Source organism: Occallatibacter sp., assembly GCF_035317045.1.
Taxonomy (GTDB): domain Bacteria; phylum Acidobacteriota; class Terriglobia; order Terriglobales; family Acidobacteriaceae; genus Telmatobacter.
In genome coordinates, this window is record NZ_DATHHT010000011.1 from 478889 (window position 1) to 505006 (window position 26118).

Sequence of the window (26118 nt, forward strand, 5' to 3'; positions counted from 1 at the left end):
ATACAATCTACTCGCTATGGCAACTGTGACACTTCCGACCGAAATTCAGCCGGGCTCGCCCCAGGGCGAGTTCCGCAATGAGCCGTTTACCGACTTCAAGAACCCCGACAACGCCCGCAAGATGCAGGCTGCGCTGGACCTGGTGGCCGGCCGCCTGGGCCATGAATACGACTTGATTATTGGCGGACACCGCCTGAAGACTGATGACAAGATCAAGTCCTACAATCCGGCGCGTCCGGCGCAGGTGGTGGGCGTTCATCAGAAGGCCGGTGCTGAACACGCTGAGAAGGCGATGCGAGCCGCGCTCGATGCATTCGAGATTTGGAGCCGGACTTCAGTAGAGACACGTGCGTCGCTGCTGCTGAATGCGGCGAAAATTATTCGCGAGCGGCACTTTGAGTTCTGCGCGTGGCTCACCTATGAAGTGGGCAAGAACTGGGCCGAAGCCGACGCGGATGTGGGCGAGACCATCGACTTCCTCGAGTTCTACGCGCGCGAGGCGCTGCGGCTGTCGAAGGCGGAGACCCCGATCCAGATGCCGGGCGAATTCAATCAACTCATGTACATTCCCCTGGGCGTGGGCGCCGTGATTCCGCCATGGAATTTTCCGTTTGCGATCATGGCGGGCATGACGGTGGCATCGATCGTTACAGGAAACACAGTGATCCTGAAGCCGTCGAGCGATTCGCCAACCATTGCCGCGAAGTTTGTTGAAGTGCTGGAAGAGGCGGGAATGCCGGGCGGCGTGGTGAATTTCTGTCCCGGGTCGGGCGCGAGTTTCGGCAATGCAATTGTGGAGCACCCCAGGACGCGCTTCATCGCCTTTACGGGCTCGCGCGACGTGGGGCTGGAGATTCACGAGCGCGCAGCGAAGCACCAGAAGGGCCAGATCTGGATCAAGCGAACGGTTCTGGAGATGGGCGGAAAAGATTCGATTCTGGTTTGCGCGGATGCAGATCTCGATGCGGCGGTGGATGGTGTTGTCGCTGCTGCGTTCGGATTTAGCGGACAAAAGTGCTCCGCGTGTTCGCGTGCGATCGTTGAAGAGCCGGTCTACGACATTTTTGTGGAGCGGTTGCGCGAGAAGGTTGCGAAGCTGACGGTGGGCGATCCGGCGACCAATCCCAACATGGGGCCGGTTGTAAACAAGTCGGCGATGGATTCGATTCTTGGCTACATTGAGACAGGCAAGAAAGAGGGCCGTCTCGTTTCCGGCGGCAAGGCCGTCGAGAACGTTGAGGGCGGGTTCTTCATCGAGCCCACAGTGATTGCGGATATCGCTCCGGACGCGGTGATTTCGCAGGAAGAGATCTTCGGGCCGGTACTCGCGGTGATCAAGGTTGCGAACTTCGATGAAGGATTGAAAGTCGCGAACAACACCGAATATGGCCTGACGGGCGCGATCTATTCCGGATCACGCGAAGCACTGGAGACAGCGCGGCGCGAATATCACGTAGGCAATTTGTATTTGAATCGCAAGTGCACGGGCGCGATGGTGGGTGCGCATCCGTTTGGCGGATTCAATATGAGCGGAACGGATTCGAAGGCGGGCGGTCCGGATTATCTGCTGCTGTTTACGCAGGCGAAGAGCGTGGCGGAGAAGCTGTAACGATAGTTTGTTTGGTTGAAGAGAGTCCCTCAGGAAATTTGAGCCTGAGGGATTTTTGTTGGTGCACGAGTTCGCAGAGACAGACTACGTTCGAAGACAAAAGCAGGTCCTTCACTTCGCTTACCCACGAACGCTGCTCGTTCGCGGAATTCCAAGCCGCTCCGTTCAGGATGGCACTCGGATGGGGGTATGCGGTTGTGGCAGCTGATCGACAAGCGGTGAAAAGGAACTGCAGGTCCCTCGACTACGCTCGGGATGACACCTTTACCCTGATGCAAATTGTGAAACGAGCCCGAATCAATCAGAAACTTGAAGGCCGCTGAGCGGCCTTGGAGTTGGATCGAAATTGAGTTCTCTACGACTGGGCCAGTGCTGGTGAGTTGGTGGAGATGGCCGGGGCCTGCTGCATCTCGGCTTCGAGCTTGCTGCCGACTTCGGCGGCGGCCTGGGCGAGGACGCGGTGATGGATCGTGAAGAGCGCTAGCTCGAGACGATCGCTGACGCCGGTTTTGTCGTAGATGGAGCGGAGGTAATTCTTGATGACCTGCTCGGTGGTCTTGAGACGCAACGCGATTTCGCGGTTCTTGCATCCCTGGACGATGAGCGCGACAATGCGCATCTCTTTCGGCGTGAGGCGGTCGCGCACGCGAGTGCCAACCATATCCTCTTCGGGCGAGTCAGGAATCTGGAGCTGCGGCGGAGCCCAGGTGTCTCCGGCAGCGACGCGGCGGACGCACTCGACAAGCGCCTGGCCGGTAACGTTGCGGAAAACGACGCCACGGAAGCCCTGCTGCAGGTAGCTGCTGGCTGCCTCCGTGTTTTCGGCGATGACGATGCCACGGCTGTTGGAGGCTTCAAGCAGCGTTTTCAAGCGGGCCATGTCGGGCCGCAATGATGCTGCGAAGACCACGATGGAACCCGGGAAGGTTGTGATGGCATGCATCATCCGGTCCAGGTCGGTACATTGGGCAATGATGCGCAGGTCCTCGTCCATGGCCAGAACCTTGGCGGTCCCAGCACGGAAAATAGCCTGTGAATCTGCAAGAATGACCTTGTTCATGTTTTGCGCCTCTTCGCCTGTGAAAAAACTGTTACATTTGGCCGAAACCGGCTTCACATCTCTCACGGGCCGGATGCTGCTATTCCATCAGTGGCGTAAAAGCCGCCTAAGACAACTATCGGCAACCGCCTAAAAAGCTAAGAGCTCACCGGAATTCCTCTGATTGGTGTAGTGGAAATCATACACATGCCTTTCGTCACCCTCACTGCTCAGAGGTACCTGCACCTAGGTAATACCCTGAAAAATAGCTTACAGCCCAAATGACCGAGCCGTCACTGAGAATCCTTTGAGCTTTCCGGAACATCCTGTTTACCGATTTGGCACAAGAGAGGGTTACCGTAGTGGTATAGAACCACGGATTGGCTATTTGTGGCGGCCAGCAAAAACGGTGGATTTGATTGGAATGGAAGCGGTTGCAGCCCTGCGAAAAGATCGTAAACTGGAAGGGTTATGGCGAGGCCGAATTTACTGGCGGTAGATGACGATGTAAGCGTTCTGGAAGCGGTCGTGCAGGACTTGCGCCGTCAATATGGTGCGGAATACCGGGTGATGCGTGCGGCCAGCGGACAGGCTGCCCTGGATACTCTGCAGATCCTGAAGACACGCCAGGAGCCGGTTTCGCTACTGTTGAGCGACCAGCGCATGCCGGGGATGACGGGGGTGGAGTTCCTGGAACGGGCAAAGGAGCTCTATCCGCATGCGAAGCGGGTGTTGCTGACGGCTTATGCGGACACGGAAGCTGCGATCCGGGCGATCAATACGGCGCGGATTCACTACTACCTGACGAAACCGTGGGATCCACCCGAGGAAAAGCTCTACCCGGTCTTGACGGATCTGTTGGACGACTGGAAGGCGGGATACCGTCCTCCGTTTGAAGGGCTGCGGGTGATTGGCAACCGCTGGGCACTCAATGACTACAACGTCCGGGACTTTCTGTCGCGGAACCATGTGCCCTATCGCTGGCTGGATGCAGCATCCAGCGAAGACGCGCGAAAGCTGATCGAAGAGCGGCACCTCACTCCCGAACAGCTTCCGGTGGTCCTGTTTGCGGATGGAAGCGTGCTGCCGGAGGCCACTCCGGATGCCCTGGCTGGCAAAGTGGGGCTGAGCACCCAGGCGACGCAGGAGTTCTATGACATGTTGGTGGTGGGCGCTGGACCTGCAGGGCTTGCCGCGGCAGTGTATGGGGCGAGCGAAGGATTGAAGACGCTGGTGATAGAACCGGAGGCGCCGGGCGGACAGGCGGGTTCGAGCTCGAAGATCGAGAACTACCTTGGGTTTCCCGCCGGCATCACTGGATCGGACCTGGGGCGGCGGGCGCATACGCAGGCCTCGCGGTTTGGAGCGGAGTTTGTGACGCAACGCGCGGTGGGGCTGCGCATCGACGGACAATACCGGTTTGTGCGGTTGGGAGACGGGCGCGAGGTTTCATCGCACGTTGTCCTGCTCGCCCCTGGTGTGCAGTGGCGGAAGCTGGCGATTCCGGGCTCCGACCGGCTGACAGGACGCGGTATCTATTATGGTGCGGCGCTGGTGGAGGCGGCTTCGTGTAAAGACGAAGAAGTATTTGTCGTGGGGGGCGCGAATTCGGCGGGGCAGGCGGCATTGTTCTTTGCCAAATATGCCCGCAAGGTCACGATGCTGGTGCGCGGGAAGGGCCTTTCGGCGACCATGTCGAAATACTTAATCGATGAGATTGAGCGCACATCCAATATTGTGGTGGAAACGCAAACACAGGTAATGGCCGCGGAAGGCGAAGAAAGGCTGGAGGCCTTGCGTTTGCTAGGTCCGAAAGGCGAATATTGCGTACAAGCCTCTTCGTTATTTGTGTTTATTGGCGCGCAGCCGGGAGTGGGATGGCTTCCGGAGAGCATCTTGCGTGACGAAAAGGGGTTTGTACTTGCGGGGCCGGATTTGCGGCAGGACGGGAAGGCGCGGAATGGCTGGCAGGAGCAGCGCGAGCCTTTCCTGCTGGAGACCAGTGTTCCGGGAGTATTTGTCGCAGGGGATGTGCGGCACGGGTCGGTGAAGCGCGTGGCGTCGGCGGTGGGAGAGGGATCGATCGCGGTGCAGTTTGCCCACCAGTATCTGGCGGGGTTCTAAATGGGGACAGAAACGGGAAAATGAGTGCGGGCATACAGATGATTAGCATTGAGCGGGTTCCTCTCAAGGAACTAGCGGAGATGCTGGGGCATACGCGGCCTTTTGCGGACGTACCGGCGGAAGCGCTGGAGAACATCGGCACCGTGGATCGCGTGAGGGCGAAGGCGGGGGCGACGCTGACGGACCCAGGCAAACCGGAACTGTACTACTGGCTGCTACTGGAAGGCGAGTGCCGCGCCGATCGTATCGAAGCAGATGGTTCGTACACCAACGTGGGAACGGCACAGGCCGGAGAGGCTTTCGGTGAGACGCCGTTTTTGATGGGTAAGACGCACTCGGCATTTCTGGTGACTGCGGTTCAGGATTCGCAGCTGGTGCGATTCACAGGAGAGCAGTTCTGGTCATTGATGGCTTGCTGCCCCGGCGTGCGGCAGGTGGTGCTGGCCGACATGTCGACACGGCTTTCTGCGTACCAGGCGGAGGCGTTGCATAGGGAGAAGCTGGTGTCGCTGGGAACGCTGGCGGCGGGGCTGATGCATGAGTTGCATAATCCCGGATCGGCGGCGAAGCGCGCTGCATCGCAACTGCGCGAGAACCTGATGAAGCTGCAGGACCTGAGTCTGCGCTCGGCAAGCAAGCCAAAGACGCCGGACCAAATGCAGTGCATGCACAACCTGCTGAAGCATGCGATGAAGAGCTGCCACGCGCCGGCATTGAGTTCATTGGAACAGGCGGATGCGGAAGAGGCGCTGGCGGAGTGGCTGCAGGATGCGGGGGTTGAAAACGCATTCACGATTGCGCCCTCGCTGGTGGAGATTGGATTCGAGCAGGAAGAGTTGAAGTGCGCGCGCGAGTACTTCGACGCAAACAGCTTCTCGGATGCGCTGAATTGGCTGGAGGCGCTGGTATCGAGTGTCTCGCTGGTGTGCGCCATCGAGGAGAGCATTTCGCGGGTTTCGGAACTGGCGATGGCGGTAAAGAAGTTTGCCTATGACGATCGATCGCCGGTGAAAGAACTGGATGTGCACGACAGCCTGCAGAGCACGATTACGATGCTGGGGCACAAGCTACGCATCAAGCAGATCGCGGTGAAGAAGAAGTTTGAAGCGTCCCCATCGGTGATCCAGACGCGCGGTTCGGCGTTGAGCCAGGTATGGACGAACCTGATCGACAATGCCGCGGATGCTTCGCCGATGCAGAACCAGATCGAGATTGCGACGTGGACGGAGCCGGCGAATGGCAATGGGGTGGATCCGGGGTGGCTGGTGGTGAGCATTACGGATCATGGGCCTGGAATTCCAACGGATGTGCTGCCTCGGATTTTCGAGGCATTTTTTACGACCAAGCCGCAGGGCTCTGGGACGGGGCTAGGCCTCGAGATTGTTCACAGAATCGTGACCCAGAAATTCGGCGGAAGGATCGATGTGGAATCGCAGCCCGGCGATACGCGGTTTGTGGTGCGGTTGCCGTTGAGTGGCGCGAGTGCTGCGAACAACGGTGCCGGGGCGACGGCAAGGTAGTTCCCTTCTCTTTTTTTCAATTTTGATTCGATGGATGATAGATCACCGTCCCTAGGGGACGGTGATCTATCGCTGCTGGTGCTTGCCCACCCAAGCGGAGCTTGGAAGGGGCATCCTCGTTCGTGCAGATGTCTGCCTTTTCACGGCAGATCCTTCGACTGCCCCTTCTCTGCACTCAGGAGCCACTCAAGATGATGTTTGCCTGCGCGCTCGGTGGTTTCGCAGCCAGAGCTGAATCAAGACGCAGAGTTTTTCGCCGATGAACGGGATGGAAGGACCTTGAACCGTGGACCGCACGGAGTTGCTGGAATCTGCGCTGGACAGTCTGACGGAGGGCGTTGCCCTGGCGGATCAGGATGGCCGTGTTGCGTTGTGGAACCGCCCCGCCGAGACAATATCCGGCTTCACATGCGCAGAGATTGTGGGACGGTGCGTGCGCGAGTGTCTGGACCTGATTGTGGTGGGAGGCGCGCAAGACTGGATCAGGCAGATGGGTGCGGAGAAGGCGCCGGGGCGCGGAGCGCTGGTGCAGTTGCGGCACAAGGTCGGGCACGAGGTTCCGGTGGTGGCGCGTGTGCTCGAATTGCGCGACGGCATGGGCGCGCGAATCGGGGCAGGGGTAGTGTTTCATCCAGCAGAGAGCATGGACGCCCTGCCGTACGGGGAACGGGGCGAGGATTCAAGTGTCGGCGAGAGCCAGACGGAAGTGGAAGACCGCCTGGCGATTATGCACGAGGATTTTCTGCGGAGCGATATCCCTCTGGGTGTGCTGTGGGTGACGGTTGACCAGGCGCGCGGATTGCGGCGAACGCACGGTACGCGGGCTTGCGAGGCGATGCTGGAAAAGATGGAGCGTACGCTGGCAAATGGACTGAAGCCTGCGGAAGAGATCGGCCGCTGGGGCGACGATGAGTTCCTTGTGTTGTCGCACGAACGGAGCGGACCCATGCTTGCGGGGCACGCGCAGAATCTGGCGGGGCTGGCGCGCACGACGGATTTCCGATGGTGGGGCGACCGGGTCTCTCTGACCGTGAGCATCGGCGCGGCCCAGGCTGAACGCGGCGAACCGCTGGCCGGGCTGCTCGAACGAGCGCAGGCAGCAATGCTTGAGAGCGTGCGTGCAGGAGGCAATCACATTACTGCGGCGCAGGGGAGAAGAGCATGTTTGCCATCATAGGCATCGTTGTGGTCTTTGGCGCGGTCATCGGCGGGTTCCTGATGGAGAAGGGACACATGGCCGTGCTGGTGCAACCGGCCGAATTGCTGATCATTGCCGGTGCCTCGATCGGAACGTTGCTGGTGGCCAATCCGCTGCACATTCTGAAGGGAATCCTGGCGGGGTTGAAAGGAGTTCTGGGCGGATCGAAGTTCGGCAAGGCGCGCTATCTGAATCTTCTGAAGATGATGTACATGTTTCTGAACAAGGTGCGCAAGGAGGGTCTGCTGAGCGTGGAGAACGATGTTGAAAAGCCAAAGGAGAGCGCGGTCTTCAAGGCTTTTCCGGATTTTCTCGCCGACCATCATGTGCGGAACTTTGTATGCGACACGCTGCGTATGGCGATTACCGGCGGCGTTGATCCTTTCGACATGGACCAGATGATGGAACTGGACATGGAGGTGCATCACCACGAAGCCACGCAGCCGGTTGCGGCCTTGACGACGATGGCGGATGCGCTGCCGGGGCTGGGAATTGTGGCTGCGGTGCTAGGCGTCGTGATCACGATGGGCTCTCTGGGAGGACCTCCGGAAGAGATTGGCGAAAAGGTTGCAGCCGCGCTCGTGGGTACGTTTCTCGGCATTCTTCTGTGCTACGGCGTAGCGGGTCCGCTGAGCGCAAACATGGCCAAGACAGCGGACGAGCACAACGATTATCTGCACGTACTGCGGGTACTGCTGCTGGCGTTTCTGAAGGGGTCGGCTCCCATGATTGCGATTGAACTGGGAAGGCGCGCGATTCCAGCGCGGGTGCGGCCCACGTTTGACGAGATGGAGAAGTTCTGCAAGAGCCAGGGCGGTGCCGCAGCGCCGCCGGCCAAAGCTGCTTAGGGAGGCCCGGACGTGGCGGCAAAGACGCAACCGATTATCGTCATCAAGCGCGCGAATGGACATGGCGGGCATCATGGCGGCGCGTGGAAGGTGGCGTACGCGGATTTTGTGACGGCGATGATGTCGCTGTTTATCGTGCTATGGCTGATGAATTCAAGCGACAAGGTGAAGAAGGCGGTGGCCGGATATTTCAACGACCCCAAAGGTACCGCGACGTTGATGGGCACCACCGTGACGGGCACCGGCGAGACGGTGAAGGTGGCCGGCGCGGATGACATGCAGAAGCTGAAGGAGAAGCTGGAGCAGGAGATCAAGGCGAAGGCAGACCTGCAGAAACTTTCAAAGCAGATTGAGATCACCATCACGCCGGAGGGATTGCGCATCGAGTTACTCGAGGACAAGAACGGGACGTTCTACCAGAGTGGCAGTGCGCGGCTGAGCGATAGCGGGCAGGAGCTGCTGGAGTTGCTGGCGGCGGAGCTGAAGACGCTGCCGAATTCGCTGCTGATCGAGGGACACACCGATGCGGCGCAGTACTCCGATGACACGAGCTACAGCAACTGGGAGTTGTCGGCGGACCGGGCGAATGCGGCGCGCCGGTTGCTGCAGCAGGATGGTGTGCGCAGTGATCAGGTTACACAGGTGCGGGGCTATGCGGATCAGCTATTGCGCGTGAAGGCAAATCCGTTCGATCCGTCGAACCGCCGCATTTCGATCCTGGTGAAGAACCAGGAAGGGACGCCTCAGGGATTGAAGGGCGCGGCCCCGGTGAGTGTATCGCCGCAAGGCGCGAGGGAGGAGCACACAGCGAAGAAATAGTCCTCTCGCGGCGAGATGACAGCTTTGCATCGGACTGCTTCGCCAGCTTGCTGCGGTGGTGTAGTCTGGTGCCGAAGTTGGAAATCGTTTACCGCGGGAGCTGGGAATGGCCGTTGTAGCCGGTGTGGATTTCGGCACGTTGAGTGTGCGTGTGACGTTGGTGGACAGCCAGATGGGGCCGGTGGGAACCGCGTCGGCTTCCTATCCGCTGCATCGGCGGCGCGAAGATCCGGATTTTGCGACGCAATCGCATGCCGACCAGATGACCGCGCTGGCGGTTGCGATGAAGGACGTGCTGGCCGCCACCGGAATCAGCGGTGGCTCTGTAGAGGCTCTTGCGTTGGATACGACGGGATCGAGCGTGATTCCCGTAGGCGAGGGGTTTGAGCCGCTGGATGAGTACTACCTGTGGTGCGATCATCGCGCGCACGCCGAGGCAGAAGAGATCACGATGAAGGCGCACGCGACGGGGCTCGAAGCGATCGAGTGGTGCGGCGGCGTGTATTCGCACGAGTGGGGATTTGCGAAGCTGCTTCACTGGCTTCGGCACAATCCGGGCAAGCGGGAGTCATTTGTGACGGCGCTGGAACATTGTGATATGGTGGCCGCCACGCTATGCGGCGTGAAGAGCATGCGCGGGCTAAAACGCAGCGTGTGCGCGATGGGCCACAAGTGGATGTGGAATCCAAAGTGGGGTGGTTTGCCGCCGGAGGGTTTTCTAGTGTCGGTGGATCCGCTGCTGGCCGGTGTGCGCGCGAAGATGGGCGGGGAGTATCTGACCAGCGACAAGGTTGCCGGACATCTTTCGGCGGAATGGGCAGAGAAGCTTGGACTGCGCGTGGGGATTCCGATTCCGGTGGGCGCCTTTGATGCGCATTGGGATGCGATCGGCTCGCACATCCGCGAAGGCGACGTGGTGAATGTGGTGGGCACCTCGACGTGCATTATTGCGATGGCGCACGAGACGCACCTGGTTCCGGGCGTGTGCGGAGTTGTTCCGGGAAGTGTGCATCCTGCGTATACGGGAATCGAGGCCGGCCTGTCGGCGACGGGTGACATTTTTGAAGCAATCGCACAGCGGGCGGGGACGCGCGTGTTCGAACTGTCAAAGGGACTGGAGTCGTTTAGCGCCGGACAGACGGGGCTGCTGCGACTGAGCTGGGACAATGGCGATCGAACGGTGCTGGTGAACCCGGAACTTGGCGGTGTGACGCTGGGCTGGAATATGGTGAGCACTGCGCAGGATGAGCTGTTCGCAGCGATTGAGGGAACGGCGTTTCATACGCGGATCATCCTCGAGCGCATGGCGGAGCACGGGGTACGCGTGGAGCGCGTGATCAATGCCGGCGGGATTCCGCAGAAGAACGAAGTGCTGAACCAGATATATGCGAATGTGTTGAACAAGCCGGTGCTGGTGCCGGCAGGAATTCCGACGAGCCTCGGGTCGGGGATTATGGCGCTGCTGGCCGCGGGCATCTACAGGACGATTGACGAGGCGCAGGCAGCGGTGTGTCTGCCGCTGCGAACGGTTGAGCCGGATCGGCGCTCTGTGGGTGTCTACGAGCGGCTCTACGCGCTTTACAGAGACCTGTATTTTGCGCTTGGAGAGCGGCATGCGGCGGCGGTGCCGCTGGGGCGCGTGCTGCCGGAATTGCGCGAGATTGCGGCGGAAGCACGGCGGTGGGCCTAACAGATTACTGTGGAAGGTAACCGTCGGTGTGAAGCCATCAGCGTCGGTCTTGCACTTGCCGCGAACCGGGTTTACCGTGATCACAATCCCTGTTCAACGAGGAGTGCTGTGCACCTTCCTGCCTTGCGCCGTTTTGTACCTTACTTTCTTCTTGTGTTTCCTGGAGTAGCCGCGGTTGAAGCAGGTGCGCAGCAGGCTGCCGCGCCGTGGAGCGCGCCGCACTTCTCTGTTCCTGCCAGGGATTTGTACCAGGCCGCTTCGTCGATGGCCGCTCCCGACGGCGCGAATGTAGTGCTTTTCGACGACGATGAGCAATTCAGTTTTGACGAAGCGGGCAGGCTGACGCATGTGGGGCACTACATCTATAAGGTGCTAACCGCCAAGGGCGCCGAGGGGTGGGACACTTTGTCGGTGGGTTGGGACCCATGGCATGAGGTGCGGCCGGTCATTCGTGCGCGCGTGATCGAGCCCGATTATTCAGAGCATGATCTCGATCCGAAGGCCATTACCGAAGAGCCGGCGCGCGGAGGCGATTACAAAACCTACAGCAACGGAAAGAGACTGCGGGCTCCGCTGCCGGCGATTGCACCCGGAGTGGTGGTGGAGGAAGAGTACCTGGAGCGCGAGACGGAGCCGTTCTTTGCGCCGGGGCGGGTTGGCCGAGCCTTTTTCGGACATGAACGGACGCCGGTGGGACACAGCACCGCGGTTTTCGAGGCACCACTGTCATTGCCCTTGCGGGTTGAAACGCGCCTGCTGCCGGAACTGACACCGGAGCGCGTGGAAACAAATGGACGCGCGACGATCACCTACGAGATTGGGGAGTTGGAGGGGATCGAAGCGCGCGATGCGAATCTGCCGCCCGATGCGTATCTTTTCCCCGAGATTGACTACTCGACAGCCGCTTCATGGCAGACGCTGGCAACGGAATATTCGAAGATTGTGGACAGCAAAGCGGATGGGGATGCGGTGCGAGCGATCGTCGCGGGATTGATCGCCGGAAAATCGTCGGTAAGCGACAAGGAAGCCGTGATCCTGGATTACGTAGACCGCGAGGTCCGCTATACGGGAATTGAATTTGGCGAGGCGGCGATTGTCCCGCACAATCCGTCGGAGACGCTGGCTCTGAAATACGGCGATTGCAAAGACAAGGCGACGTTGCTGGTGGCGATGCTTCGTGCGGCGGGGATTCCGGCATATGTTGCACTGCTGAATGCGGGATCGCGCCTGGATGTGCCGGCGGAGTTGCCGGGGATGGGGTTGTTCGATCACGCGATTGTGTACGTGCCGGGTAAACCGGGATTGTGGATCGATGCGACGGATCAATATGCGCGGCTGGGACAGTTGCCGATCAACGACCAGGGTAGACATGCGCTGATTGCGCGGCCGGAGAGCACCACGCTGACGCTTACGCCTGAGTCGGCATCGCGAGACAATGTGCTGCTGGAGCTGAGAGAGATTCGACTGGGAGAAAACGGGCCGGCAACTGTGATCGAAAAAACTCTGCCGTCGGGTGTATTCGAGTCGCACTACCGCTCTTTCTATGCGGACAAACCGGACAAAGAGACGCGCGACGGGCTAACGGGGTACGTGAAGGCTCAATATATCGCCGACAAGCTCACCAGTGTGGAACGCACGGATCCGGGCGACCTGTCGAAGCAATTCGAACTCACGCTTGCGTGCGAAAAAGCCAAGCGCGGATTCACCGACCTGGATAACGCCATCGCGGCGATTCGCGTGGACACGCTGTTTCAGCAATTGCCTGAAGAATTAAGACGCAAGGACGATGCGGACGCGAAGAAGAAGGATGATGCGGATAAGCCGAAGAAGCCGCGCACTGCGGACTGGGAACTGGATCAACCTTTCACCGCGGAGTGGAAATACAAGATTGTGCCGCCGGCGGGGTTTGTGCCAAAGGAGTTGCCGAAGGACGACACGATCGCGATGGGACCGGCGGTCCTGACGGAGAAGTTTTCAAAGGCCAACGACGGCGCGGTGGAAGCGGACCTTGCTTTCGATTCCGGCAAGCGGCGCTACTCGGTTGCCGAGGCAACCGCGGTACGCAACAAGGTTGCGGAGATGCTTGCGGGACCGGCAATCATGGTGAGTTTTGAACCGGAGGGAGAGGCGCTTCTGCACGAGGGCAAGGTAAAGGAAGCGCTGGTCAGCTACCGAGGGCTGATTGCCGCGAATCCAAATGACGCGGTGCATCATTTGCAGGTGGCGCGTGTGCTGCTGCGGGCAGGCATGGGAGAAGCAGCGCGGGCAGAAGCGCGCGAAGCCGTGAAGCTTGATCCGAATTCGGCACTGGCGGAGCGGACGCTGGCGGACATTCTGAAGCATGACCTGGTAGGCCGTGATCTCCGGCCGGGTACGGATTGGGAAGGTGCGGCGGAGGCCTACCGAGCTTCGGAGAAGCTTGATCCGGACGATCACACGGCGCAGGGGAACCTGGCAATTCTGCTTGAGTATGACGCCGTCGGCCGGCGGTACAGTGGGCAGGCCAACCTGAAGCAGGCCGTGGCGGAGTACGAGAAACTTGGGCAAGACAAACTTGCGGAATTAGAGATTCCGAACAATCTTCCGTATGCGCTTTTCTATAGCGGCGATGCAGCCGGAGCTATCAAGGCGGCACAGGCGCTCAATCCCCAACCGGTGGCATTGATTGCGGCAAGCCGCGCGGTGCTGCAGGGAAGCAAAGACGGGTTGGCGGAGATCAACAAGCTCTCGAATTCCGATTCGGCTTTCAAGGACACGGCGCGCACCGCCGGCGAGATGCTGATGAACACGCGTAACTATGCGCTGGCCGCGGATTTTCTTGCGGCGGGCGCAGCCGGTGACAATGCGGCGCAGACGATGGGGATGGCAAGCATGTTGCGTGGCGCGAAGCGGCACGAGGATTTGCAGTTTGCTAATACGCCAACGGACCTGGTGAAGCGGGCTTTTCTGCTGACGATGGATCCGAACGGAACGCAGGCCACGATGGAAGCGCTCCTCAGCCGCAATGCTGTTGTGGTGTTCCGAGCCGAAGATCCCGAGGAGCGGAAGAAGGAGTGGGCCGCGGGCAAAAAACTGAATAGCCAGTTGGCGCGGCAGGACAACTCTCTCGATGTGACGATCGACATCCTGTTGCAGGCATTCGATCCCAAGGGGGACGGAGACGACGCGACCGGGTACCGGGAAAAAGTACAGATTCCGGGCGGACCGACCATCACGTTCTTCGTTGTCAAAGAGGGCGGGCAGTACAAGGTGCTGGATACCGCGGACAAGCCGAACTCCATTGCGCGGGAGATGCTGGATCGAATCAAGGCCGGGGACCTGAACGGCGCCAAGGTGTTGCTGGACTGGATTCGCGAAGATCAGCACCTGGGCGGCGGGGATGACACGTTGGGAGGCCCGGTATTCCCGCGGTTCTGGATCAAGGGCGAGGCGGCGGACGCACACAAGATGACGCTGGCGGCAGCGGCACTGATGGTGGGCACGAAACCAACAGCCGCGCAGGGTGTGGCGCTGCTGGAAGACGCGCGCAAGCGTGCGGCGACGGATCGCGAGAAGACGAACATCGAGCTTGCGTTGGCTATGGGCTATTCGCAACTCGACGAGTCTGCGAAGCTCGAGGAGGTCGGGTCGGACCTGTTGAAGGAAGTGCCGGAATCACGACTCGCCTTCATGACGGAAGTGGAGGGATTGATCGGTCTGAAACGCTATGATGAGGCGCTGGCACAGGCGGATGCGCGTCTGAAGCTGCTGGATGGCGATGCCGATGCGATTCAGGCAAAGGTGCGGATTGAAGCAAGCCGAGGAAATTATGCAGCGGCACGCGGATGGATCCAGAAGCTGATCGACCAAGGCAAGGCGGATGCCGGCATGCTGAATTCGATGGCGTGGTTCGGGCTGTACACCGGCAAGGTAGGCGAGGCGGATGTAGCAACGGCCACAAAGGCGACCCAGATGGATCGCGACAATCCAGCTATTCTGCATACCATGGCTTGCGTCTACGCCGAGACGGGCAAGACGAAGGAAGCGCATGATCTTTTGCTGCGCGCCATGGACAATCTGAATCTGGACGAGCCGGATGACGATTACTGGTATGGATTCGGGCGCATTGCGGAGCAGTACGGCGAACGCAATACAGCGGTCTCGGATTATCGCAAGCTGGACAAGCCGAAGGAGACGATGATGATTCCGACGTCGAGCTGGCAGCTTGCGCAGAATCGATTGAAGGCGATGGGGGCTGAAGAAGCGACGGCGAGCAAGTAGACAGCCGGTTCGCAAGAGCGGAGATAGAAAAGAAAAACGCCGGAGGAGCGAGGGCTCCTCCGGCGTTCTGTTGTTGAGTTGGTTAGAAGTCGTACCGCAAGCTGAACTGCATGCGGCGTGGGACGCTGAGTTCGGCACTGGCTACACCGAGGTTGCCGCCGGTAAGGCCGGAGCCGATGAAGGCCGGATCGAAGCGCACCGTATTGGTGGCGTTGTAGACCTCCCAGGCAAACTTGAGGGTTCCAAGTTCGCGGATGGCCCAGCTCTTGCTGAGTCCGGAATCGAGGTTGAAGAGGCCATCGCCGCGGAAGGAGTTGCGTTGGCCGGCCTCCCCGGGATAAGAGAGGCGCATGTTCCCGTTGTTGCATCCGCCGCAGGCGACGCCGCTATTGATTGCAGCTTGATTGGCGAAGAACTGCGGATTCCCGTTCTGGTCAAAGTGACGATGCATTTTGACCGGCCCGGTAGCCACGCCGAAGCTCTCGATCTGCCAGTTGGTGGACCAGCCGGGATCGGCGAGCGAGAACGGCAGACCGCTTGACCACCGTTCGATCCCCGAGAATTGCCATCCGCCAATCAGCGCGTTGACCAGGTTGTTGGTGTGACCGCCCCACGCCTGATTGCGACCGATGGGAAGCTGATAGACCCAGTCCGTCGTGATCAGGTGACGTGTGTCAAAGTCCGAGGCACCGCGGGATTGCTTGGGCTTCCAGGTGTTTGTAAGTTCGCTGAAGGAACCAGAGTTTGTAGTGAAGCCGCCAAACTCATTGCTGCGTTCAGTGTCGGAGCCCATATCAATGGAGTGAGACAGGGTGTAGCTGAAATCCACGGTTAGGCCGTGGCTGGTTGGATGCCGCAGGATGAATTGACCAGCGCTGTAATAGCTATTGCCGACCGTGGACAACGCAAACAGCGACGCGAACTGATCCTGCCAGAAGTGGGACTGCCAACCATCGGGACAGCCGTAAGCGCAGAAGAAGTCGATGTCAGCCAATGCCGTAGTTGCGCCAAGCTGTGCCCGATAAGGCGCCCACTCATTGGTGTAGATTGCCTGGGTTGCGCTCTCTCCAGGGCCGTCCAGACCAGCCATAAAGGGGAAGACATCCTCAAAGAACTGGATGGGCTGAACGCTCGCCGAGGGATCACCTCCAGCGGCATCCACAGCCTTTGAAAGCGCTGTGCCGGCGGCAAAGTAATCGCCGCCCCCCTGTGGATCAACATAGTCCACTGGCTCCGCCAGATCGAGCTGCTGAAGCAAGTGATGCCCCAGGCGGCCTACATAGGCACCCTCTACCGCCCATCCATGAGGCAGTTCATGCTGAACGGATAAATCGAAGGTCTCGGAGTAAGGGGTCTTGATCTTGCTGTCGATGCCCCATTGAATGGAAAAGTTGTTCTGCGGATAGAGGTAAGGGAACGAAACGGTCGATGCGGCAGCAGCCCCGGTACTGATATCGGGGAACGTCCTGTTGTCGACAAAGCGCGGCGCTCCAGGGTGCTTGCAGCCCGTAGTGCACTGCCCTTCGATCTGATAAACGCCGGCCGGGTTAGAAATCGAAGAACTCATGCCGAAGGAGCCATTCTGATCGAAGGTGTTCACGAGCGACTGGCCGAAGTGATCGTAGTAGATGCCAGCGCCCGCGCGGATCGAGGTCTTGCCATTGGGCGACCAGGCGACCGCCAGCCGAGGTGCAAAGTTCGACTTCTGTTTAGGCCAATAGCCGGGCTTGTTGTAGAACTTCCCGGCAGGTGAAAAGGAGAGATCGGGTTCATAAATCTGGCCTTTTTGAGCCGCCGACTCGCGCTGCATGAACCAGGTGTGAGTGTCGATCGTGGGCGTGACCTCCTGACCATTCGCTTCGTAGGGTGTCTGCAGGATGGTGTGCCGCACGCCGAAGGTGAGCGTGAGATTCGGTTTCAGGCGCCATGCGTCCTGTGCGTACCACTCCAGCTCGTTGGTGACAAAGTGGCGTTCAAGGGGTACACCATCTGCAAGAGCCGTACCCGCCGTCGGGCTGGTGAGCTTGTAGTTGAACACGTCGGTGATTTGCGGAATGGTACCTACGAGATTAGCGAATGCGATCTCATAGGAGTTCGTGAACGAAGAGTCCACTTCAGCACCGGTTGTGTTGCAGGAGTTGTCGAGGAGGCACGGATCGGGAGCGCTGCCTCCCACCCAAAATGGATTCGAGGTAGCGCTGTTAAATGAGTTCGCGTCCGAGGTGTGGTTTTGATGGACCAGTCGCCAGTTGCCGCCGAGTTGGATAGTATGGTTTCCCTTTGTGAACGTAAAGTTATCGATCACGTTGTTGACCGGCACACTGGTGATGGAAGAGCGCGTCTCCGCCGTGGGCGAATTGATGAAGCGGAAGTTAACGTAGTCGCCGGATCCGATTCCGCTGAGGGAGAATCCCTGACGGATGTAACCGAACCGGATGTCATTAATCATCCGCGAGTTGATGGTCCAGGTTTCTCCGGCGGTGATGCCCTTGCTGTCATCAACCAAAGTCTGCGCCGGCGGCTGACCGGGAAAGTGTTCCGGGAGAGCGGTGGTATCGTCCTGCAGGTTGCCGCGCACAAAGATGCGGTGCTTGTCAGACGGAATATAGTCGAGGCGAGCGATGCTGGTGTTCAAGTGGACCGGCGCCGGCGACGAGAACGAAAACGAGCCGGTATTGAATCCATCGCCCAAAGAGGTTCCGTTGGCCGCAGGCATCGCGTTCAGATATTTCAGGACATTCGGATTGGGTCCTGGCGGGGCAGGATATGCGGTGGTGTTGCAGACCTGGCAACCACTGTCGAGCGAAATAACCTGACTCGCGTTGATGCTCGCTGTATCGCCCGCTGGATCGTTAACGTAGATGATCGTTCCCTGCTGATAGCTCGCGGTCGGCGAGGTGGTGGTTACCTGCTGATTCTCAGAAAGACGCGAGGCCTCGAAGTTGCCGAAGAAGAATAGTTTGTCTTTCTTGATGGGTCCGCCGAAGTCGCCGCCAAAGATGTTTCGGATGAGCTTGCCGGGAATGTTGGGGTTACCGAGGGCGGCTTCCTGCTGCTTGTTGAACCAGTCGTTGGCAACCGTGATCGTGGGACGGTTGTACTCGTAAGCGGCACCATGAAACTTGTTGGTACCGGATTTCGTGACCATGGAAATCTGCGCGCCGGAAGAGCGGCCGGCATCTGCATTCGCATCACCGGTGGTCACGCGAAATTCCTCGATCGAGTCCTGGGTCTGGCGGAGCACGCCCGTGAAGGCAAGGCCGCCAACCTGGTCGTTATCATCCACACCGTCGAGGGTGACGTTGCCCTGGTCAGAGCGGCCGCCGTTGACAGCACCGCTACGGCTGTCACCCATTCCGTATCCGGGAGACGGCATGTAGAAGACGCCAGGCTGCAACGAAAGCAGGTCGGGCACATTGCGCGTTTCACTGGGCAGGGCCTGGATTTCCGCGGTATCGGCGGAGCTACCTAGAGAGGCGTCAGAAGTATTCAACGTCTGCGCGACTGAGGAGACGTCGACCGTGATGGAACTGGCTTGAACCGAGAGATCGAAGTCAATGGTAGCGGGCTGGTTCACTAGCAACTCAGCAGACTTCATCTGGGTGGCAAAGCCGTTTGCGGTGACACTGATATCGTATTTGGCTGGTTCGATCTGTGGGAAGTTGTAGGAGCCGGAGCTGTCTCCGATCGTGGAGATCGATTTGCCGGTTGCTTTGTCGATGATGGTGATTTTGGCTCCGGGTACGAGGGCTCCCGAGGGGTCCTTGATTGTGCCGCGGAGTGAGGTTGTTGCGAGCTGGCCAAAGGAGAGTGATGCGGTGGAAAGGACACATAGAAGTATCCATCCCAGAAGGGATTTTTTCACGGCTGGTTCCTCCAAAAGAATACTTGCTGCGTTGGTCGTGGGTAGCGACCTTATTTGTTATCTGCACGAAAGGTTCGAAGCCGTTCGCGCCGTGGCTGAGTGATTCGTAAGATCTTCACTCTTGTTGGGGTAAATTTGTTTCCCGAACAATTCAGAAATGCCACAATGGAACGTTTGAATATCGCCGGCATCGAACACCGGGCGTAGGGAATACCTTAAATCTATGTGCTCACCCGATAAAGATTCAATAGAAAAATCCTCATGCGAGGTCGCGGCCGGCGTCGAGAATACCGTTTCGTCACTATAACCGCTCGATTCGTCCCCTAAAATTCGCGGTTCATGTCAAATATCAGGCCGTTCATGTCAAATTTCGCCGTTCGTGTCAAAAGCTTCGTGGTTCGTGTCATTGCTGCTGCTGCATTTGTTGCAGATCAATCAGGGGTTGCGGGCGTTCGGGGGGCTGTTGGGCGCGTTCGACCAGCACCGACCAATCCTCCGGAATGGGCATTTTGCGATCAAGGGCGGGGGGTGCCTCGCTGGCTTCGACGTGGACCGCAACATAGAGTTCACTCGAAGATTTGCCGCGGAAAATGCCGTGGGTGGGGGGTACGTCAGCATAGTCGCGGCCAACAGCGGTGCGGATGTGGCGGTGGTGGGCGACGAGATTGTTGGTGGGATCGAAGCCGACCCAGCCGAGGTGGGGCATGAGAACGTCGACCCAGGCGTGTGTTGCGTCTGGGGTAGAGCGATCATTGTCTTCGCGGCTGCGATAGAGGTAGCCGGAGACGTACCGGGCTGGAATGCGGACGAGGCGAAGCAGCGCAATCATCGTGTGAGCAAAGTCCTGGCACACGCCACGTCCGCTGAGGATGGCTTCGTCGATCGGGGAGTCGACGCGTGTTGAGCGAGGAACGTACTCGAAGTGATTGAAGAGACGTTGGTTGAGTTCCTGCACGAGCATCAAAGGATCGTCACGACGCGTGACACCCATCTGCGTCGCCAGCATGGTGAGCGCCGGAGTCTCGACGACAAATTCGCTGGGCAACAGCATCTCCCAGTAGTCTCCTGCTTCGATCATGGCGTCGAGCGCCTGCCATGCATCGGGTGACAAGAAACCGGGGACCTCAGGCATCGGCTGCTGTTCGACAACGGATTCGGCCACGATGACCAGCTGATTGTGCTCGCCGGGAATATCGAAGTGGTGGACATTGTTGCCGAAGTGGTCGCGGTAGGTGAAGACGCGGCAGCGCGGACTGACGGAGAGCGAAAAGGTGAGGCAGTGCTGGTTTGAGTCGGAGCGCGGGTGCATGCGCGTTTCCATGATGCTTTCGCTCACGGGTTGCGAGTATCGGTAACGGGTAAGGTGCCGGATGGAGTAGCAATTCACGTCTATTGGATCCTCAGCTAGATGGCCAGCGCAGATTGGATGGAGTACTGAATGTAGTAGCGGTACACGAGTTCGTGGATGCGCATGCACTGCTGTCGAATGGTGTGGAGGAATGCGGCGGCATCGCCGTTCAGGATTTCGCTGATCGAAGTGAAACTGAGCATGGCGTGCAGCCGGCCGATATCGGCGCTGAGTTCGTCAGGAGGACGACGTCCGCCGGTGTGCTGAATGGACTGGATGGCCTGGCGTACACCATCGACGGAGTAGCGGATGGCGTGAGGGAAGTCGCGGTTGAGCAGAAGAAATTCGAGGATGCGATCAGGCGTGAGGTCCGCGGTATAAACCTGGCAGTAAGCTTCGAATGCAGTACAACAGCGGAGGAGGCCCACTTGCTCAAGATACTGGTAGCCGGAGTGTTCGCGTTCGGGCGGACTCGAAAGCAGGGGCTGGTAGACCTGAAGGAGCGTTGCGATGGCGTAGGCGCGCTCGAGGTAGCGCCCGAGGCGGATAAAGTGCCAACCCTGGCCATGGATCATGGTAGTGTCACTGACGCCTTTGAAGAGATGGATGGCGTCGATGAGCGAAGAGAGCACGTCGTTGATGTTGGAACGAAACTGGGTTTCGGTGTGCGGGGAGTGCATGAGGTGGTAGAGGCGGTTGAGGCGCTGCCATTGCTCGGTGGAGATTTCTTCACGGATCTGGCGGGCATTTTCGCGCGCGGCATCGATGCAAGAGGTGACGGATGCCGGATGATGCTTGTCGAAGACAAGCGATTCAGCATTGGAACCGGGGTCGCCACTCCATTCGAGGCCGGAAGGATTCCCGAGGGAGGAGACGAGTCGCTGCCAGTGGGATTCGGCGCTGGCGCCCCCTGAGTCGAGCATGAGGCTCATGGCAACGTCGAGCTGGCGCACGGTGTTTTCGGCACGCTCGAGGTAGCGGCTCATCCAATAGAGGCTGTCGGCTACGCGCGAAAGCATTTTGGTACTCTCCGGAAGTCTGTGACTCGCTGTTACTCCAGAACCCATGTGTCCTTGCTGCCCCCGCCTTGCGAGGAGTTGACGACGAGTGAACCTTTTTCGAGAGCCACGCGGGTGAGTCCTCCGGGGACGATGTTGATCTTGTCACCAAAGAGAATGTAAGGCCGCAGGTCGACGTGGCGCGGCTCGAGACGGTCGCCGATGAGACAGGGCGCGCGGGAAAAATCGAGCGTTGGCTGCGCGACGTAGTTGCGCGGATTGGCCTTGATGCGTTCGGCAAATTCCTCGCGCTGGCGCGCCGTGGAATGCGGCCCGATCAGCATGCCGTAACCGCCACTTTCGCCGACCGCCTTGACCACGAGCTTGTCGAGATTGCCAAGAACGTGCTCGCGGTGCTTGTCTTCGGTGAGCAGATAGGTTTCGACGTTATTGAGGATGGGATCTTCGTCGAGGTAATAGCGGATGATGCGCGGGACGTAGGCGTAGAGTGCCTTGTCGTCGGCGAGGCCAGTACCGAACGCGTTGGTTACGGTGACGTTGCCGGCACGATAAGCGTTGAACAGCCCTGTGCAGCCAAGAATCGAATCGCCGCGAAAGATAAGCGGATCGCTGAAGTCGTCGTCAACGCGGCGGTAGATGACGTCGACGCGCTTGAGACCGTCGGTTGTGCGCATGTAGACGATGTTGTCGTGGGTAACGAGGTCGCGGCCCTCAACGAGGTCGATGCCCATCTGGCGCGCGAGGTACGTGTGCTCGAAATATGCGGAGTTAAAGACGCCGGGGGTGAGCAGGACGATGTTGGGCTCGGGGCGCCCCTCCGGCGCAAGCGAGCGCAGAGTAGCGAGAAGGAGCTGCGGATAGTGCTCAATGGGGCGTACGCCGTAGCTGTGGAAAAGCTCGGGGAACGTGCGCTTCATGACGCGGCGATTGGTGAGCATGTAGCTTACGCCGGATGGCACGCGGAGATTGTCTTCGAGGACTACGAATTCACCAGTATTCAGCCGAAGCAGGTCAGAGCCGACGACGGAGATGTAGACATCGCGTGGAACCTGAAGGCCGCGCATCTGGCGGCGGTAATGCTTGCAGCTGTACACCAGTTCGCGCGGGATCACGCGGTCGTTAAGGATTTTGGCTTCGGAGTAGACATCGCGGAGGAAGAGATTCAGGGCAGTGATGCGCTGGGTGAGACCGCGCTCGATGCGATCCCACTCCTGCGCTGTTACCAGGCGGGGAAGCAGGTCGTAGGGAAAGATTTTCTCGGTGCCTTCGTCGCGGCCGTAGACGGTAAATGTGATTCCCTGGGTGAGGAAGGATAGCTCAGCCGATTGCTTGCGGCGCTGCAATTCCTCCTGCGGCAGGCGCGCAAGCGTTTCAGCCAGGGCACGGTAGTGGAGGCGAACATCTCCGGTCGAATCACGCATCTCGTCGAATGCGTGGTCGATGGGGTAGTCGCCGTAAAGGGTTTCCACTTCTGTCATGGGCCCGGCGCTCATGGTTCTTGAGATGTCCTTGACGCGAGAATCAGGCTTTTTTGAAAATGGCAGAATGCTCCGGTCGCTGCGAATGAACTGCTCCAGCCCGGAAAGACGGTTCCGCCATGTACCCTGTTCCTTAGCTTTTAACACGCTGGACATAAAGGCACAATCAGGGAACGATGGGAGAGGCCGGTAAGAGCGCACGCAAAGCGAGAATTTTGGTTTTCGGGCGGGCGCAAATTTCGCTAACGGGATAGCATCACAGTATGAGCTACGACCTGATGGTCTTCGAGCCCGACGCCGTTCCAGCGAGCCACGCTGAGTTCCTGGACTGGTATGCAGGGCAGACGAAGTGGGGCGAAGACCACAGCTACGACGATCCGGCTCTCAGTTCGGCCAACCTGCGTGCGTGGTTTGAGGATATGGTTGAAATTTTTCCTCCGATGAATGGGACCTTTGCCAAAGAGCGGACCGCCGAGGGTGAAGCATCGAGTTCTGATTACGCCATTGGCGCCGATTTTATTTACGTTTCGTTTGCGTGGTCAGAGGAGGAAGCGGCCTACATGACCGTGGCGCGCCTTGCGGAGAAACACCGTTTGGGATTGTTCAACGCGAGCTCTTCGGGCGAAGAGGTGTGGTTCCCCATGGAAGGACGGATGATGCTTGCACACGACAAGAGCCCGCCGACGCTTGTGGGGCGGATCAAAGATTTGCTGAATATGAGAGAGTAACTGTTGGAGCCGCCGGATGGGTGCAGCAAGCGGATTAAGGATTACACTCCGCAATGCGTTAAGCTGAATTCCTCAGGAGGCTTCGCCCGGATGCTCACGTTAAAGCGCTGTGCCCATTACTTCCCTGCCCTTTTAATGTTTTCCCTGGCAATTCCACTTGCGCGTGCGCAAAAGGCGCCGATCGAGATCACCGCTGATCTCTCGGATGCGCCGCGCAAACTGTTTCATGCGGAGATTGATTTTCCAGTGTCGGCGGGACCGCTGACTCTGATTTCACCGGAGTGGATTCCAGGGCATCACATGCCTTCGGGACCGGCGTCTTCGTTAGTTGGTGTGGTGTTTACGGCGAACGGGAAAACGCTGGAGTGGCGGCGCGACGACGTAAATCTCTTTGAGTATCACCTGACAGTGCCAAGCGGCGTAGCGACAGTGCATGCGCACGTTGACGCGATCGTGACACGCCGCGTTTCGCAGCGGATGGCGGCACTGGAGTGGGAGGCGCTCATGCTGTACCCGGCGCACGTGCCGGTAAAGGATATTGCAATTCAGCCGTCGGTGAAGGTGCCTGCGGGTTGGGGGATTGGAACGGCGCTGAAGGCGGTGAGCGGTGGAGCTTATCCGGTGCCGGAGGCGGGAAGCACGACGAAGTTTGCGGCCACAACTGTGGAGCAACTGGAGGACTCGCCGATTTTGACTGGGCTGTATTTCCATGAGTATCCGCTCGCGCCGACAATCAAGCCGCTGCACTATTTGGATGTCGCGGCGGATGCGCCAGAGGATGCAAACATGCGTCCTGCGGTGCTGGCTGAAGCGGCCAACCTGGTGCGGGAGGCCGATGCGCTTTATGGTTCTCACCATTACAACGAGTATCATTTTCTGCTGACACTGTCGGATATTGCGGGCGGCATGGGACTGGAACATGGGCAGTCGTCGGACAACGGGGTGGGCGAGAAGGGATTTGCCGACGACGTGCATCAACTGCCGGAGTCAGATTTGCTGTCGCATGAATTCACGCACTCGTGGAACGGGAAGTACCGGCGGCCGGCGGGACTGTATCAGCCGGATTTTGCGACGCCGATGCAGGGCGCGCTGCTGTGGGTGTACGAGGGCATGACGGAATATTGGGGGAATGTGCTGGCGGCGCGATCGGGCCTGAAGAATGCGCAGGAGTACAAGGATGTGCTGGCGGCGACGGCGGCGGAGTTGGATTACACGCGCGGACGCGAATGGCGGCCGACGGTGGACACGGCGGTCGGCGCAAGCATTCTGCGCGGCGGCAATCAGGCGTGGTCGAATGAGCGGCGCGGACAGGACTACTACTTCGAAGGCGAGATGCTGTGGCTGGATGCGGACACGCTGATCCGCAAGATGACAGAGAACAAGAAGTCGCTGAATGATTTCGTGAAGATTTTCCTAGGCAACGGCGGGAATACAGGGCCGCTGATTGTGACCTACACGTTCGATGAGCTGGTGCAGGATTTGAACCAGGTTGTGCCGTATGACTGGGCGACTTTTCTGCACGATCGCGTGGACAAGATCAATCCGCATGTGGATGCGGCTGGGCTGGAGCAGGGTGGATACAAGCTTGTGTTCAAGGACAAGCCGACGAAGTCAGAACGGATGATGGCGGCGGCCGAGGGACGGCGTGGCGGAGGCGTGGATTGCTGGTACTCGATCGGACTGCGGATCGGCGCGGACGGGACGATTGCCGATGTGCTGTGGAATGGGCCTGCGGACAAGGCCGGGCTGGCGCCGGGCGAAAAGATCATGGCGGTGAACGACAAGGTCTACTCGGGCGATGCGCTGCGCGAGGCGATTCGCGTGGCGAAGGATCCTTCGAAGGCTATCAAGGTGATGGTGCAGGCGGATTCGTTTGTTTCGACGGCGCAGATTGATTATCACGAGGGAGAGCGGTACCCCGCCCTGGAGCGCGTGGACGGAACGCCGGCGTATCTGGACGACATCATCAAGCCGCTGACTACGCCTGAGAACGTGCCGGAGCAGCAGAAGGAAGATGCCGACTAGCGGAATGAAGGGTTGTCAGCCATGAAAACGAAACTGAAGCTGGTGTTTGCGATGATGCTCGGTGTCTCGATTGGCGTTACAGGCGGAATCGCGATCCGAGGGCAGCAGGTGAAGACGCTACCTGGCTACGTGATCGCCGAAGCCGAGATAACAGATCCCGCTGCCTTGCAGGATTACGGCAAGAAGATAGTGGAAACGCTGGCGCCTTTCAACCACCGCTACGTCGTTAGCACCAGCAAGATTCAGGCTCTGGAGGGCGATGCGCCAAAGGACAGGGTGGTGGTGATCGAATTCGACAGTGTGCAGAAGGCACGTGAATGGTACGACTCGCCGGCTTATGCGGCAATCAGGCCGATCAGGCAAAGCGCAGCAAAGAGCCGCATATTCATCGTGGAAGGTGTCCCGCCTCAGTGAGAAGAATGACGACTCGGAGTAATGATCTGGATGCATGGATATTGCCCGTGAGGCCGCCCAATCAAGTGTTCTAAGGCAAAATTTGCGAGGCGCGCCCGTTGTGATAAGGCAGCCTCGGGTGATAGGAAGATGGC

Annotated in this window: 16 protein-coding genes; 11 read left to right on the forward strand and 5 right to left on the reverse strand. The window is 59.1% G+C overall.

The window, feature by feature from the left end; genetic code table 11:
• Positions 1–16: 16 nt before the first annotated feature.
• Positions 17–1609: an L-glutamate gamma-semialdehyde dehydrogenase gene (gene pruA / locus VK574_RS05140; protein WP_472798734.1), complete on the forward strand. Its 1593-nt coding sequence runs from the start codon at positions 17–19 to the stop codon at positions 1607–1609.
• Between the two features lie 355 nt (positions 1610–1964).
• Here pruA and VK574_RS05145 read toward each other — a convergent pair whose 3' ends face one another.
• Positions 1965–2669, reverse strand: a complete 705-nt coding sequence (locus VK574_RS05145; RefSeq protein ID WP_472798735.1) for a response regulator transcription factor — start codon at positions 2667–2669, stop codon at positions 1965–1967.
• A 450-nt stretch (positions 2670–3119) separates the two neighbouring features.
• On the opposite strand from VK574_RS05145, the gene VK574_RS05150 reads away from it, so the two are divergent.
• From VK574_RS05150 to VK574_RS05180, 7 genes are all read left to right on the forward strand, one after another.
• On the forward strand, positions 3120–4772 hold the full coding sequence (locus VK574_RS05150) for an FAD-dependent oxidoreductase (protein ID WP_472798736.1): 1653 nt from the start codon (positions 3120–3122) through the stop codon (positions 4770–4772).
• A 20-nt stretch (positions 4773–4792) separates the two neighbouring features.
• Positions 4793–6292, forward strand: coding sequence for an ATP-binding protein (locus VK574_RS05155; protein ID WP_472798737.1), 1500 nt, complete (start codon positions 4793–4795; stop codon positions 6290–6292).
• 286 nt (positions 6293–6578) lie between these two features.
• Positions 6579–7469: a GGDEF domain-containing protein gene (locus tag VK574_RS05160; protein WP_472798738.1), complete on the forward strand. Its 891-nt coding sequence runs from the start codon at positions 6579–6581 to the stop codon at positions 7467–7469.
• Positions 7454–8338: a flagellar motor stator protein MotA gene (motA, locus tag VK574_RS05165; protein WP_472798739.1), complete on the forward strand. Its 885-nt coding sequence runs from the start codon at positions 7454–7456 to the stop codon at positions 8336–8338. Before VK574_RS05160 ends, motA begins: the two co-directional genes overlap by 16 nt.
• A gap of 12 nt (positions 8339–8350) precedes the next feature.
• A complete protein-coding gene (locus VK574_RS05170; protein WP_472798740.1) occupies positions 8351–9157 on the forward strand; it encodes a flagellar motor protein MotB in 807 nt (268 codons plus the stop codon).
• Between the two features lie 106 nt (positions 9158–9263).
• Positions 9264–10847 (forward strand): ribulokinase, encoded by a 1584-nt coding sequence (locus tag VK574_RS05175; RefSeq protein WP_472798741.1) that lies wholly within the window; start codon positions 9264–9266, stop codon positions 10845–10847.
• 108 nt (positions 10848–10955) lie between these two features.
• The gene (locus VK574_RS05180) at positions 10956–15107 is read left to right on the forward strand and encodes a DUF3857 domain-containing protein (RefSeq protein WP_472798742.1); all 4152 of its coding nucleotides are present in this window, start codon (positions 10956–10958) and stop codon (positions 15105–15107) included.
• An 82-nt stretch (positions 15108–15189) separates the two neighbouring features.
• Here the strand turns inward: VK574_RS05180 and VK574_RS05185 are convergent, their stop codons facing one another.
• From VK574_RS05185 to VK574_RS05200, 4 genes are all read right to left on the reverse strand, one after another.
• Entirely contained in the window at positions 15190–18972 is a 3783-nt protein-coding gene (locus VK574_RS05185) for a TonB-dependent receptor (RefSeq protein WP_472798743.1), read from the reverse strand.
• 403 nt (positions 18973–19375) lie between these two features.
• Positions 19376–20359 (reverse strand): transglutaminase family protein, encoded by a 984-nt coding sequence (locus tag VK574_RS05190; protein WP_472798744.1) that lies wholly within the window; start codon positions 20357–20359, stop codon positions 19376–19378.
• A gap of 17 nt (positions 20360–20376) precedes the next feature.
• Positions 20377–21339, reverse strand: a complete 963-nt coding sequence (locus VK574_RS05195; RefSeq protein ID WP_472798745.1) for an alpha-E domain-containing protein — start codon at positions 21337–21339, stop codon at positions 20377–20379.
• 32 nt (positions 21340–21371) lie between these two features.
• Positions 21372–22817 carry a circularly permuted type 2 ATP-grasp protein gene (locus VK574_RS05200; RefSeq protein WP_472798746.1) on the reverse strand — a complete coding sequence of 482 codons (1446 nt, stop codon included), beginning with the start codon at positions 22815–22817 and terminating at the stop codon, positions 21372–21374.
• A 263-nt stretch (positions 22818–23080) separates the two neighbouring features.
• On the opposite strand from VK574_RS05200, the gene VK574_RS05205 reads away from it, so the two are divergent.
• From VK574_RS05205 to VK574_RS05215, 3 genes are all read left to right on the forward strand, one after another.
• On the forward strand, positions 23081–23545 hold the full coding sequence (locus tag VK574_RS05205; protein WP_472798747.1) for a hypothetical protein: 465 nt from the start codon (positions 23081–23083) through the stop codon (positions 23543–23545).
• A gap of 90 nt (positions 23546–23635) precedes the next feature.
• Positions 23636–25570 carry a M61 family metallopeptidase gene (locus VK574_RS05210; protein ID WP_472798748.1) on the forward strand — a complete coding sequence of 645 codons (1935 nt, stop codon included), beginning with the start codon at positions 23636–23638 and terminating at the stop codon, positions 25568–25570.
• Positions 25571–25591: 21 nt separating this feature from the next.
• A complete protein-coding gene (locus VK574_RS05215; RefSeq protein ID WP_472798749.1) occupies positions 25592–25984 on the forward strand; it encodes a DUF1330 domain-containing protein in 393 nt (130 codons plus the stop codon).
• The last annotated feature ends 134 nt before the right edge of the window (positions 25985–26118 follow it).